The sequence below is a fragment of the Actinoplanes utahensis genome, assembly GCF_016862455.1.
GTDB classification, from domain to species: Bacteria; Actinomycetota; Actinomycetes; order Mycobacteriales; family Micromonosporaceae; genus Actinoplanes; species Actinoplanes utahensis.
Genome location: NZ_BOMZ01000017.1, coordinates 44034 through 57152, shown reverse-complemented (window position 1 = coordinate 57152; position 13119 = coordinate 44034). Strand labels below are relative to the sequence as shown.

General features: G+C 72.3%; 12 protein-coding genes. 5 read left to right on the top strand and 7 right to left on the bottom strand.

All coding sequences use genetic code 11. The features are described from left to right. Positions 1-44: 44 nt before the first annotated feature. Entirely contained in the window at positions 45-1097 is a 1053-nt protein-coding gene (locus tag Aut01nite_RS05405; protein WP_052163134.1) for a hypothetical protein, read from the bottom strand. A 90-nt stretch (positions 1098-1187) separates the two neighbouring features. Here Aut01nite_RS05405 and cofD point away from each other — a divergent pair, with 90 nt between their 5' ends. The 3 genes from cofD to Aut01nite_RS05390 are packed head-to-tail and all read left to right on the top strand — an operon-like array spanning position 1188 to position 3765. After that, positions 1188-2138: a 2-phospho-L-lactate transferase gene (cofD, locus tag Aut01nite_RS05400; RefSeq protein ID WP_043522030.1), complete on the top strand. Its 951-nt coding sequence runs from the start codon at positions 1188-1190 to the stop codon at positions 2136-2138. Further along, complete coding sequence (locus Aut01nite_RS05395; protein ID WP_043522032.1) at positions 2135-3211, top strand: coenzyme F420-0:L-glutamate ligase; 1077 nt, start codon at positions 2135-2137, stop codon at positions 3209-3211. The genes cofD and Aut01nite_RS05395 overlap by 4 nt, the downstream gene beginning before the upstream one ends. Continuing rightward, positions 3208-3765 carry an NUDIX hydrolase gene (locus Aut01nite_RS05390; RefSeq protein WP_043522033.1) on the top strand — a complete coding sequence of 186 codons (558 nt, stop codon included), beginning with the start codon at positions 3208-3210 and terminating at the stop codon, positions 3763-3765. The genes Aut01nite_RS05395 and Aut01nite_RS05390 overlap by 4 nt, the downstream gene beginning before the upstream one ends. A 101-nt stretch (positions 3766-3866) precedes the next feature. Here Aut01nite_RS05390 and Aut01nite_RS05385 read toward each other — a convergent pair whose 3' ends face one another. After that, on the bottom strand, positions 3867-4985 hold the full coding sequence (locus tag Aut01nite_RS05385; RefSeq protein ID WP_373871445.1) for a mannose-1-phosphate guanylyltransferase: 1119 nt from the start codon (positions 4983-4985) through the stop codon (positions 3867-3869). Positions 4986-5007: 22 nt separating this feature from the next. Beyond that, positions 5008-6153, bottom strand: a complete 1146-nt coding sequence (locus Aut01nite_RS05380) for a glycosyltransferase family 4 protein (RefSeq protein ID WP_043522034.1) — start codon at positions 6151-6153, stop codon at positions 5008-5010. A gap of 161 nt (positions 6154-6314) precedes the next feature. Here Aut01nite_RS05380 and Aut01nite_RS05375 point away from each other — a divergent pair, with 161 nt between their 5' ends. Then, positions 6315-7040, top strand: a complete 726-nt coding sequence (locus tag Aut01nite_RS05375) for a TIGR03089 family protein (protein WP_043522036.1) — start codon at positions 6315-6317, stop codon at positions 7038-7040. Here Aut01nite_RS05375 and Aut01nite_RS05370 read toward each other — a convergent pair. Next, positions 7021-8994, bottom strand: a complete 1974-nt coding sequence (locus Aut01nite_RS05370; RefSeq protein ID WP_043522038.1) for an acetoacetate--CoA ligase — start codon at positions 8992-8994, stop codon at positions 7021-7023. The genes Aut01nite_RS05375 and Aut01nite_RS05370 overlap by 20 nt on opposite strands. Positions 8995-9014: 20 nt before the next feature. Beyond that, positions 9015-9536: an acyl-CoA thioesterase gene (locus Aut01nite_RS05365; RefSeq protein ID WP_043522040.1), complete on the bottom strand. Its 522-nt coding sequence runs from the start codon at positions 9534-9536 to the stop codon at positions 9015-9017. 45 nt (positions 9537-9581) lie between these two features. Here Aut01nite_RS05365 and Aut01nite_RS05360 point away from each other — a divergent pair, with 45 nt between their 5' ends. Continuing rightward, on the top strand, positions 9582-10430 hold the full coding sequence (locus tag Aut01nite_RS05360; RefSeq protein ID WP_152628459.1) for a hypothetical protein: 849 nt from the start codon (positions 9582-9584) through the stop codon (positions 10428-10430). A gap of 52 nt (positions 10431-10482) precedes the next feature. Here the strand turns inward: Aut01nite_RS05360 and Aut01nite_RS05355 are convergent, their stop codons facing one another. Both Aut01nite_RS05355 and Aut01nite_RS05350 read right to left on the bottom strand, forming a co-directional pair. After that, on the bottom strand, positions 10483-11868 hold the full coding sequence (locus Aut01nite_RS05355) for an MFS transporter (protein ID WP_043522044.1): 1386 nt from the start codon (positions 11866-11868) through the stop codon (positions 10483-10485). Then, positions 11865-13088, bottom strand: coding sequence for a M20 metallopeptidase family protein (locus Aut01nite_RS05350; protein ID WP_043522046.1), 1224 nt, complete (start codon positions 13086-13088; stop codon positions 11865-11867). The genes Aut01nite_RS05355 and Aut01nite_RS05350 overlap by 4 nt, the downstream gene beginning before the upstream one ends. Between the last annotated feature and the right edge of the window lie 31 nt (positions 13089-13119).

Genomic DNA, 13119 nt, shown 5'->3' with positions numbered 1-13119 from the left:
ACAAAAGCCGAGCGCGCGGTTTCCCGCGCGCTCGGCGTCACCTGTCACTGCCGGGGCGGATCCTGATCGGCGGGTCCGAAGCCGGGCCGATCCTGCGGCAGAACCTCGGTTCGATCCGTCGGAGGCGTCCCCGCGGGCTGCGCCGGCGGAGCGGAGGCCGGCGGCGCCGAGGCCGGCAGAACGGAAGCGGGCGGCGCGGAGGCCGGCGGCGCGGAGGTCGACGGCGTGTAGGCCGGCGGCGCGGAGGTCGACGGCGTGTAGGCCGGCGGCGCGGAGACGGACGGCGCGGAGAACGGCGGGGCGGACGTGGGCGGCACCGCCTGGGTCGGCTCCGCGAACGGCGCACCCGGGACCCCCGGAGCGCCGGACACCGGCGGCTGCCCCCAGCCGGGCGGCGGAGGCGCCGGCACGGCCGGGTACTGCCCGTAGGGCGAGGCCTGCGGGTTGAACGGCTGGGTCGCCACCGGCTGCCCGTAGGTCTGCGCGGCGGGCGGCGGAACGGCCCCCGGCTGGTACGGCGCGGCGGGCGGCGGGGTCTGGCCGTACTGCGGGGCGCCGTACTGCGGCTGACCGAACGGCGGCTGGCCGTAGGGCTGCCCGTAGACACCGGGGGCCGGCTTCGGCTTCGGCACGTTGAACAGACCGAGCCAGATCTGGACCACCGCGTACGCCGGGACGGCCAGCAGCGCCAGCCAGGCGGCCCGGGCCAGCAGGGCGGTGAACGCCACCCCCGCGTCCATCGCGGCGATCTTGCTCACCCCGAAGAAGACGTCGAAGATCACTCCGAAGAGGGCGGCGACCCCGTACTCGACGAGCGCGATCAGGGTGATCAGCTTGGCCTTCGAGTGGACCGGCTGGACGCCGAGCGCGAGCAGCACGGCCGCGATCGGGAAGAGGATCGTCTCCAGGCCGACGATGCCGCCGGAACTCCACGGCAGCCCGCCGATGAAGTCGCTGCGGAACCCGTTGATGATGTCCACCAGTAGGAAGACGGCCACAGCGCCGACGAGGGCGTAGGTGGCCAGGTCGCGCAGAGGGCGCAGGAACTGCCCGACAGGCTTCTCGGCGGCCGGATCCGGCTGCGGTGGTGTGGTCACGTCTACTCCCGGTGCGGTGATCGAGGTCGGCCCAGAGTAAACCGAGACCCGGCAACCCGTGGGACGACGCCGGTGCGCGAGGATGAGGGAATGCGGATCGTGGTCCTGACCGGGGGCATCGGCGGTGCCCGTTTCCTCCTCGGTGTGCGCGCACATGCCCGTGACATCGGCGCCGATGTCACGGCGATCGTCAATGTCGGAGACGACGTGCGGATGCACGGCCTCCAGATCTGTCCCGACCTGGACAGCGTCATGTACACACTGGGCGGCGCCGCCGACCCGGAACGTGGCTGGGGCCGGGTCGGGGAGAGCTGGGTGGTCAAGGAGGAGCTGGCGAAGTACGGCGTGGAACCGTCCTGGTTCGGCCTGGGCGACAAGGACACCGCCACCCATCTGGTACGCACCACGATGCTGAACGCCGGCTACCCGCTCTCCGCGGTCACCGCGGCCCTCTGCGAGCGCTGGCAGCCCGGCATCGAGATGATCCCGGCCTCCGACGACCGCCTGGAGACGCACGTCGTCGTGGACGTCGACGGCGAGCGCAAGGCGATCCACTTCCAGGAGTGGTGGGTGCGTCACCGCGGCGAGGTACCCACGCACCGTTTCGTCTTCCGCGGCGCCGAGTCGGCGAAACCGGCCGCCGGGGTCCTGGAGGCGATCGCCGGCGCCGACGTCGTCCTGGTCGCCCCGAGCAACCCGGTGGTCAGCATCGCGCCGATCCTGGCCGTGCCCGCCCTGAAGGACGCCGTGTCGAACGGCCCGGCCCCGGTCGTCGGCATCTCCCCGATCATCGGCGGCGCCCCGGTCCGCGGCATGGCCGACAAGTGCCTGGCCACTCTCGACGTCGAGGTGAGCGCGGCCGGCGTCGGCCGGATGTACGGCCCCCGCGCCGAGGGCGGTCTGCTCGACGGCTGGCTCGTCGACACCTCCGACGCGGCGGCCCAGGTCCCCGGCGTGCGGACCCGCGCCGTCCCGCTGTGGATGAAGGACGAGACGCTCACCGCCCGGATGGTCGCCGACGCCCTGGAGCTGGCCCGATGACCGACCGGCTGGAGGTCCTCCCGATCCACGGGATCGGCGAGGTCACGGCCGGCGACGATCTGGCCGAGATGATCACATCGGCCGCGCCCTGGCTCGCCGACGGCGACATCCTCGTGGTGACCAGCAAGATCGTGTCGAAGGCGGAGGGCCGCCTGGTCGAGGTGCCGGCCGACGGCCCGGAACGCGAGGAGGCCCGGCAGCACGCGCTGGCCGGCGAGACCGCCCGGGTGGTGGCCCGCCGCGGCCCCACCACGATCGTGCAGACCCACCACGGTTTCGTGATGGCCGCCGCCGGCATCGACGCCTCCAACGTCGACAAGACTCACCTGGTCCTGCTGCCCGAGGACCCCGACGCCTCGGCCCGCGAGCTGCGCGCCGGTCTGCGCGACCGCGGCCTGGACGTCGCGGTGATCATCTCCGACACGATGGGCCGGGCCTGGCGCAACGGCCTGACCGACGTGGCCCTCGGCGCCGCCGGCATCGAAGCCCTGCTCGACCACCGCGGCAAGCTGGACCCGTACGGCAACGAGCTGAGCCTGACGCAGATGGCCGTGGTCGACGAGCTGGCCGCCGCCGCCGAACTGGTCAAGGGCAAGACCGGCCGGGTCCCGGTCGCGGTGGTCCGCGGCTATCCCGCCCTGATCACCGGCGACGGCCCCGGCGTGTCGGTCCTGATCCGCGACGCCGCCAGCGACATGTTCGGCCTGGGCACGGCCGAGGCCCGCGCCGAGGGCCTGCGTGCCGCCGCCACTCTCCCCGAACCTCCCCACACCGGCGGCCGCTCCCGGGGGGAGACGCCCCTGGACGGCGCTCCGCCTGCCGGTCCCCTCGCGGTCGATCCGGCCGCTGCGGCTCGCGCGCTCCGCACGCTCGGCGATCTGCTCACGTCGAGCGTCCTCCTGGCCGACGGGATCCGTCTGACTCCCACCGGTGACGGCCCCGCCGCCCTGATCCGCACCGGCGCCGAAGCCCACCGGCTGCGCGCCGCCCTCGCCGCCGAGGGTGTCCGCACCGAAGCCGTGATCGACGACGAGGGCGTCACCCTGATCTACATCGATGGAGCCCCGGAATGACCGCCCTCTACGAGAACACCGTCGACGTCCTCTCCACCTGGACCGCCACGTCCGACGACGCCGAACTCGCCCGCAAACGCACCCTGGACCTGCTCGCCGACGGCCCCGCCGCGATGACGCGCGCCCACCGTATCGGCCACGTCACCGCCAGCGCCCTGATCGTCGACGACACCGAGCGGATCCTGCTCTGCCTGCACGGCCGCCTCAACCTGTGGATGCAGCTCGGCGGCCACTGCGAGCCCGGCGACGAGACCCTGGCCGCCGCCGCCCTCCGCGAGGCCACCGAGGAGTCCGGCATCCCGGGCCTGATCCTCGACCCCACCCCGATCGACATCGACATCCACGACGTCCGGTGCGGCGCACACGACGGCGCGCCCGCCGAACCCTCGACCCACTACGACGTCCGTTTCATGCTGCGCGCGCCGAAGGGCAGCGTCGAGCAGATCAGCGACGAGTCCTCCGCCCTGGCCTGGTTCCACCCCGGCGATCTGCCGACGCCGCTGGCCTCCGGCACCGTCCAGCAGATCGCACCGGCCCTGTCCCGCCTGCCGTAACCCGCCCCACGAACCGCGACCGGGCCCTCGCGGAGGACCCCGGCCAGGTGTGTGGTTCGGCCGCCATGTGCAGCCGGACCACACACGCGGCCGGGAAACGCCTAGATGTAGCCGTGCTGCCCGAGCTCCTTGAGATGGTCGACGAGCTGCTTGACCTCCTGCGCCCGCTCCCGGGGGCAGACGAGCACGGCGTCCGGCGTGTCGACGATGACCAGGTCCCGGACCCCCATCGCGGCCACCAGACGCCCGGACGAGGGCACCACGACCAGCGACTCCGTGTCCCGCAGCAGAACGGTGTGCTTCTCCGACGACCCCTGGTGCCCGACCACCACGTTCCCCGCCTGGTCGGCGGTGAGAACCTCACCGAGCGTGTGGAAGTCACCGACGTCGTTCCAGCCGAAGTCGCCGGGAACCGTCCCGACCCGGCCGACCGCCGCCGCCCCCTCCATGACCGCGTAGTCCACCGAGATCTTCGGCAGCGTCGGCCACACGTCGCCCATGACCTCTTCCTGCTCGGCGGTGCCCCAGACCGCCGCGATCCGGCTGATCCCCGCCGCCAGCTGCGGCTGCTGCCGGTGCAGCTCGGCCAGGAAGGCGTCGACCCGCCAGACGAACATGCCCGCGTTCCACAGGTAGCCACCGGACTTCACGTAGCCCTCGGCCACCTCGTACGTCGGCTTCTCCTTGAACTCCTCGACGGTCAGCTGCGGCCCGTCCCCGATCGCGCCACCGCACTGCAGGTAGCCGTACCCCGTCTCGGGCCTGGTCGGGGTGATGCCGAGAGTCATCAGCAGACCCTGCCGCGCGCCCTCCATCGCCTGGCGGATGACGCCGGTGAACGCCTCCTTGTCGGCGATCAGGTGATCGGAGGCGAACGAGCCCATGATCGCCTCCGGGTCGCGGCGGGCGATGACGGCGGCCGCCAGGGCGATGGCCGCGCACGAGTCCCGCGGCGACGGCTCGACCAGAACGTTCTCGTCGGGCACTGCGGAGAGTTGCCGCGAGACGGCCGCGGCGTGCGCCACTCCGGTCACCACGAACACCCGGTCGGGTGACGTCAGAGTGTCCAACCGGTCGACCGTGGCCTGCAACAGCGACGCCTCGGTACCGGTCAGAGGGTGCAGGAACTTGGGATGACCGGCGCGTGACAGGGGCCAGAGACGGGTTCCGGTGCCGCCGGCCAGAACCACTCCGTACAACACAGCCTGTTCGTCGCTCATGCGCGGAGAGTTTAGTTGATGATCAAGCAGCAACCCGATTCCACGTGGTTACATGTACCTCCGCACTGGACTCCCAGGTGAACTCTTTCGCCCGGTCGAAGCCCGCCTTGGCGAGGGTCCGGCGGCGGTCCTCGGCGTGCAGCAGGTCGGCGAGATCGACGGCGATCCGGTCCGGCGCCTCGGTCGTGTAGGCGACCGCGTCCCCGCCGACCTCGGGCAGCGACAGCCGGGGCGTGGTGAGCACCGGCGTGCCGCAGGCCATCGCCTCCAGGATCGGCAGGCCGAAACCCTCGCCGAACGACGGGTAGCAGGCGACCAGGGCGCCGCCGAGGAAGCCGGGGAGATCCGCGTACCGCAGATAGCCGGGGCGCAGCAGCCGCAGGTGGGCCGGGACCTCGGCCACCGCACGGTCGATGTCGTCGTCGTGCCCCTGACCACCGGCGATCACCAGAGCCGGCGGGTGCGGCCAGTCGGCCACCGCGCGGGCCCAGCCGCGGATCAGGTTCGGCACGTTCTTACGGGGCTCCTTGGCGCCGAGGAACGCGACGTAGCCGGAGTCGCCCAGACCGAGCCGGGCCCGGACCCGGGCCTTCTCCTCCTCGGTGGGCGCGTGGAACGCCACCTGGTCGACACCGTGGTAGGCCACGTCGATCCGGGTCGGATCGGCGTCCAGCAGGCGGATCAACTCGTCCCGGGTGGCCTTGCTGGGCACGATCACCCGGGCGGCGCGCCGCAGCGACGTCTTGATCGCGCTGCGGAAGAAGGTGCGCTTGGTGTTCTCGTAATGCTCCGGCTCGGTGAAGAAGGTGGCATCGTGCACCGTGACGGTGACCGAACAGCCGGCCCGCAACGGGCATGTGTAGAACGGCGAGTGCAGCACGTCCGCGCCGACCTGCTGGGCGAGCAGCGGCAGGCCGGTCTGCTCCCAGGCGAGGCGGGCCGGCCGGTGCACGATCGCCGCCGGGCCGGGGATCACCTCGGCGCTGGGCAGGATGCGGCGGTAACGCTCCGCATCCGCGCGCTGGGACACGACAGCGAGATCGACACGCTCGGGGCTCATTTGCCCCAGCGCGCCGAGAAGCCCGTCGACATATCTGCCGACCCCGCCACGGTCGGCGGGGACACTGGTTGCGTCGACGAGCACTCGCGGGGGGCGACCGGGGGTCACGAGGCATCTCCTTGGCGTCTCTGACGTACCGATGCGGCAATGGGACTACCGACGATTCGAGGGTACGCCCGGAAGGCTTCAGACAGGTGTCCACGACACTGCCGATCGTCGCGGCCCTTACGCGCCAACTACTGTGCGTGATGCGCCTACGCTGGGGAGCGATGAAGACGACGATTCCCCAGGTTTTCGCCGAGGCGGTCCGCCGCGACCCGGCCGCACCCCTGTTGACCTGGTATGACGACGCCACCGGCGACCGCACCGAGCTGTCCGGGATCACCCTGGACAACTGGGTGTCGAAGACCGCGAACCTGCTTGTCGACGGCGTCGGCCTGGGCCACGGCGACACGGTTGCGCTGCTGCTGCCGCCGCACTGGCAGACCGCTGCGCTGCTGCTCGGCGTGTCGGCCGCCGGCCTGGCCGCCGACCTGGGCGGTGACCCGCAGCCGGTGGAGGCGCTCTTCACCAGCCTGGACCGGCTCACGTCCGCGGCCGGCTGGTCCACCCTCGACCGGTACGCGACCGGCCTGCTCCCGCTGGCCATGCCGCTGCGCACCCCGCCGGAGGGCTACATCGACTATGTCCTCGAGGTCCGCAACCACGGCGACCACTTCCGGGGCGCGCCGGTCGACCCGGCCGACCGCGCCCTGGCCGGCCCGATCGAGCTGAGCCACCAGGACGCCGTCGCCGAGGCCGCCGACCGTGCCGCTCAGCTGGGCATCACCGCCGGCGCCCGGGTGCTGATCGACACCGCCGGTTACCCGGACGCCACCGACTGGCTGCTGGCGCCGCTCGTCGCCGGGGCCAGCATCGTCCTCTGCGCCAACCTGGACCCGTCGAAGACCGAGGCCCGCGCCGCCACCGAGAAGGTCACGCTGACGCTGGTCTGACCCGCTGCTGCCGGAGCTCGGCGAAGGCGGTCAGGGATTCGGGGTTGGCGAGGGCTCCCTCGGCGGCGGCCGACTCGACCGGGGTGCCGGTGAGGATACGTTTCACGGGCACCTCCAGTTTCTTGCCGGAGAGGGTGCGCGGGATGGCCCGTACCTGATGGGCGGCATCGGGCACGTGCCGGGGCGAGAGGGAGGCGCGCAACTCCCGGGCGAGGCGGGCGCGGAGCGCGTCGTCGAGTTCCACCCCGTCGGCCAGGACGAGGAAGAGCAGCAGCTCGCCGTTCGGGTCGCCGGGGGTGTCCAGGTGCACGACCAGGGAGTCGGCGACCTCGGGCAGGCTCTCGACCACCGAGTAGAACTCGGCGGTGCCGAGCCGGACGCCGCCCCGGTTGAGGGTGGCGTCCGAGCGGCCGGTGATGACGCAGCCGCCGTCCGGCTCGATGGTGATCCAGTCGCCGTGCCGCCAGACGCCCGGGAAGACGTCGAAGTACGCCTCCCGGAACCGGCTGCCGTCGGGGTCGTTCCAGAACCCGACCGGCATGCTCGGCATCGGGGCGGTGATGACCAGCTCGCCGAGTTCCCCGGTGACCGGTTTGCCGGCGCCGTCGTACGCCTCGACCCGCGCGCCGAGGATCCGGCTGGTGATGATCCCGGCCCGGACCGGCAACAGCGGCACACCGCCGACGAAACCGGTGCAGACGTCGGTGCCGCCGGACAGCGACACCAGCCGGACATCGGCGCCGACCGCCTGATAGACCCAGGCCCAGCCCTCCGGCGGCAGTGGCGCGCCGGTCGAGCCGACGCCCTTCAGTCCCGCGCACCGGGAGAGCGGGGTCAGCCCGGCTTTGCGGCAGGCCAGCAGGAACGGCGCGGACGTGCCGAAATAGGTGATCCCGGCGGTGTCGACCAGGTCCCACAGCGCGTCCAGCGACGGCCAGCCGGGATTGCCGTCGAAGAGCACGATCGCCGCGCCGACGGCCGGCCCGCTGGCCAGGTAGTTCCACATCATCCAGCCGGTGGTGGTGAACCAGAGGAACCGGTCGCCGGTACCGAGATCGTGGTGCAGCGCCAGGATCTTGAGGTGTTCCAGCAGGATGCCGCCGTGCCCGTGAACGATCGGCTTGGGCAGGCCGGTGGTGCCGGAGCTGTAGAGGACGTAGAGCGGATGGTCGAACGGCACCGCCGCGAACTCCATCGGCTCGTCCGAGGAGCCGGCGAGGGTGTCCCAGTCACCACCGCCGTGCAGGTAACCGATGGTGATCACGTGCTCGATCGACGGGATGGCCGCCCGAATCGCGGCGATCTCGGCACGCCTGTCGACGTCCTTGTCGCCGTACCGGTAACCGTCGGTGGCGACCAGCACCTTCGGCTCGATCTGGCTCCAGCGGTCGATGACGCTGCGGGCGCCGAACTCCGGCGCACACGACGAGAAGACCGCGCCGAGGCTGGCGGTGGCCAACATCAGCACGTAGGTCTCCGGGATGTTCGGCGCGTAGGCGGCCACCCGGTCACCGGCGGTCACCCCGCGGGCTTTCAGCCCGGCACGGACCCGGCGGACGTCGTCACGCAGCTGACGGGCGGTCAGGGTGACAGGCTCACGCGTCTGCGAGTACGCCAGAACGACCGGATCCTCGTCGGCGAAGCCGGGCAGGCGCAGCACGTTCTCGGCGTAGTTGAGCGTGGCTCCGGGGAACCAGCGCGCCCCCGGCATCTCGGCGCCGTCCAGCACGGCGGTGGCCGGCTCGTGCCCGATCACCTGGAAGTAGTCCCAGATCGACTGCCAGAAGGCGGACAGGTCGGTGACGGACCACTCCCACAGCGACGCGTAGTCGGCGAACGGGAGCCCGCGCTCGGACTCCAGCCACGCCAGATAGTGCCCGATCCGGGAGGTGTCCCGGATGTCCACCGGCGGCTCCCACAGCACTGTGCCGGCCGTCACCACTCCTGTCGTCATCCCCACACCTTAACGCTCGATCAGCCGACTGATCGGTGCTCCGCGCGGGCCTTCTGGATGGCCGCGCGACGGGCCAGGCGGTGGTCCCGGCGGATCATCGCCTCGGTGAAACGGCGCTTGTCCTCGTCGTTCTCGGGCAGCACCGGCGGCACCCGCCGCGGGTTGCCGGCCACGTCCACCGCCACGAACACCAGATAGGCGGTGGCCACCGGGGTCGGCGCCGGCCCGACCGTGTCCCAGCGCTCGGCGGCCAGCCGCACCCCGATCTCCATCGAGCTGGCGCCGGTCCAGTTGACCTGCGCGTACGCGTGCACGAGGTCGCCCACCCGGACCGGTTCGAGGAAGACGATCTCGTCGATCGCCGCGGTCACGGCGGTACCGCCGCTGTGCCGGGCCGCGGCCGCGCCGGCCACGTCATCGACGAACTTCATCAGTACGCCGCCGTGCACGGTCCCGTACAGGTTCACGTCGACCGCCGTCATGATGCGGCTCAAGGTGACCCGGGACAGCGCGGTCGGCCGGCCGGGGTGCTGTTCTTCCATGCCCGGTACGGTAGTTCTTGCTCGTGGCCGGTACCGTGCCGGATCATGCGCCACCTCAGGTCGATCTTCTACGCACTTGTGCTCGGCCCCTCCATCTGGGTGCTCGCCGGGGTCGGTTTCACCAACGACCTGAGCAGCCGTGGCCGGGAGTTCTTCTCCGCCGAGTCGATCAGCGGACTGCTGCTCCTGATCTTCGCGGGCATCCTCTACGCGATCCTCACCTTCGCCCCGGTCTCACCGGCCGGCCCGGTCCTGACCGGCGCCGCGTTCCTCGGCGTGACGATCTGGGCCTTCAACTCCCCGGAGGCGTACGCGTCGCTGTGGGCGCCGGAGGTCGCCAAGGACGGCTTCGACCTGAGCCGCCCCGGGTACGGTCTGGCCGGTCTGCTGGCGATCCCGCTGCTCGGCACGGCGCTGAGCGCCCGCCGCTGGGCCCGCTACGAGCCGCCGGTGCTGCCGATCATCGGTGAGATCGGCCGGTTCCGCGGCGCGGCGAAGGTGGCCGGCACCCCGGTCGCCGCCGAGCAGACCACGGTGATCCGCCCGGCGACCACACCCCCGGCCGTCGTCCCGCCGTCCGCCGATCCCACCGTCGCCCTGCCGAGCATCAACCGCCCGGCCACGGTGACCCCGCCGCCCGCGAAACCCGCGACCGCTCCCCCGGCCCAGCCGACCGCGCCCGCCCCGGCGGAACCCACGGTCGCGCTCGACATGGGCGCTGCGAAACCGCCCTCTGACGAGCCCGTCACGAGGCCGGTGGAGCAGGTGGAACGGGACGCGGAGACCGTTCAGCTGGATCGGCCGACGGACGACCGTACCCCGGCGAGGGCGCCCGACCCCGACGCGACCGCTCTGATCCCGGCCCAGCGCCAGCCACCGGCCATCGAATCCTGAGAACGACGGAAGACCGGGCGGCCGCCCGGTCTTCCGTCGGTGAAGTGCCCACTCAGACCGCTTCCGCCCGGCGGGCGACGAGGGCGGCCAGCGCCGCGCCGGCGCACAGCACGCCGCACATCAGCCAGACCGCGACGTACGCGCCCTCGGTCGGGGTGTCCCCGCCGGCCTGCACCAGCGCCGCGAGGATCGCCGCGACCACCGCTCCGGCGACCGCGCCGCCGAGCGTCTTGACGTTGTTGTAGAGCGCGGTGGTGATGCCGGTCCGGGACGGTTCGGCGGTCTCCGCGATCACCGTCGGCATGGCGCCGAGCGCGACACCGGCGGCCAGCCCGACCGGCACCTTGAACAGCAGCAGCTGCCACAGCTGGTCGTGGAACAGCGCCATCGCCACGAACGTCACGCCGATCACCGCGAACGCCGTGACCAGGGTCGGCCGGTACCCGAACCGACTCGCGATCACCGCGGTCAGGCTCGACCCGATCACCGCCCCGACCGCCGCCGGGAGGGCGACCAGGGAAATCTGCAGGGCGGTGAAGCCGAAGCCGTACCCGGTGGCGGCACGGTCGGCGGCCAGGAACGTCGAGTCCGGCGCCTGGCTGCCGAAGTAGACGATGCCGAAGACGAACGAGCAGAAGAAGAACGGCGCGACCTCACGGCCGGTCAGCGCCCGCAGGTCGACGAGCGGCTCGGCGGTGCGCAGTTCCAGCAGCACCCACCCGGCCAGCCCGAGGGCGCCGGCGGCGAGCAGCCCGGCACCGAGCGCCGTCGACGTGCTGATCAGCGAGATCCCGGCGAGCAGGGCGACCATCGATACGCTGAGCACCAGGACGCCTGGCACGTCCAGCTTTCCGGTGGCGAGGTTCTCGCTCTCGGGTACGGCCACGAACGACACCGGCACGCAGAGCACCGCGAGCACCGCCGGGATCAGCAGGGTGAGCCGGGCGTCGCCGATCATCGAGTGCAGGCCCGCCGTGATCACCGCGCCGAGCAGGGTGCCGAGGGCGAGCGCGCCGACCAGCCGGGCGATCGCGCGCCGGGCCAGTTCGGCCGGGAGCCGGTCCCGGACCAGGGCGATCTCCAGCGGCAGCAGCGCGGCGAGCGGGCCGAGCAGGGCCCGGCCGAGCAGCAGCACCATCAGGTTCGGCGCGAGCGCCACGAGCAGGCCGCCGATCGCGACGCAGATCAGGGCGACCCGCAGCATCCGGCGGTGCCCGTAGAGATCGCCGAGCCGGCCGAACGCGGGCACGGACACCGCGGCGGCGAGCAACTGCACCGAGATGACCCAGTTCAGGTCGGCGTCCGAGATGTTCATCTCGGCGCCCAGGTCGGGCAGCAGCGGAGCCACCCCGCCCTGGATGAACCCGCTGGTGACCTCGAAGAGCACGAGCAGGCCGACGACCGCCGACACCCTGCTCCGGTCCAGGACGGCGGTCATGCGCCGGCCTCCTTCTTCAGGCGGTTCGCGGCCAGCTCCAGACGGTTCGCGGCCAGCGACGCGAGAAGGACGGCCGCCTCGGGGACGGCCCGGTCGTCGAAGACAGCCTGCGGCGCGTGGTTCATCGGGGCGGTCGACGGGTCGGTGCCGGGCGGCACGGCGCCGAGCATCAGGTACGCGCCGGGCACCTCGTCGAGCACGAAGGAGAAGTCCTCCGAACCGGCCATCGGGCGCGGCGCGACGAACACCCGCTGCTCGCCGAACGACTCCCGCGCGGTCCGCAACGCGAAGTCGGCCTCGGTCGCGTCGTTCGTGGTGACCGGATAGTTCTCCTGGTAGTCGATCTCGACCCGGACCCCGTGCGCGTCCGCGATCCCGCGCAGCGCCCGCTCGATGCCGCCCCGGATCGCCCGGTGCGTCGCGGCCGAGAAGCTGCGGACGGTGATCTGCAGGGTGCCGCTCTCCGGGATGACGTTCGCGGCGGACCCGGCGTGGATCGAGCCGACCGTGACGACGGCCGGGTCGAAGGCGTCGATGGTGCGGGTGACCACGCTCTGCAACGCGGTGACCATCTCGCAGAGCGCCGGAACCGGGTCGACGGCCAGGTGCGGCGAGGAGCCGTGACCGCCGTGGCCGGTGACGGTCACGGTGACCGTGTCGGAGGCGGCGAGCACGGTGCCGGCCCTGGTGGCGGTCAGGCCGAGCGGCAGGGTGGTGGCGGCGACGTGGACGGCGTACGCGGCGACCACCCGGGGCCCGGCCGCGTCCAGCACGCCCTCGTCGATCATCAGCTTGGCGCCGCCCTGGCCCTCCTCACCGGGCTGGAACATGAACACCACATCCCCGGCCAGCTCCTCGCGCCGACCGGCCAGCAGGTGCGCCGCGCCGACCAGGCCGGCCGTGTGGATGTCGTGGCCGCAGGCGTGCATCCGGCCGGGCAGCTCGGAGGCGTACGGAATCCCGCTCTCCTCCTGCACCGGCAGCGCGTCCATGTCCCCGCGCAGCAACACCGCCGGGCCGGGCCGCCCACCCCGCAGAACCGCGGTCACCGAGGTCAGCGCCGTGCCCGTGGTGATCTCCAGCGGCAGCCCGGCGAGCGCGGCGAGGACCTTGGCCTGGGTGTTCGGCAGGTCCAGGCCGAGCTCGGGTGCGCGGTGCAGCGCGTGGCGCAGGCTGATCAGTCGGTCCGCCAGGGGAAGGGCGTCAAGCGAGGAGAACATGGCGGTATGGTCGGCAGAATGATCGCTGTCG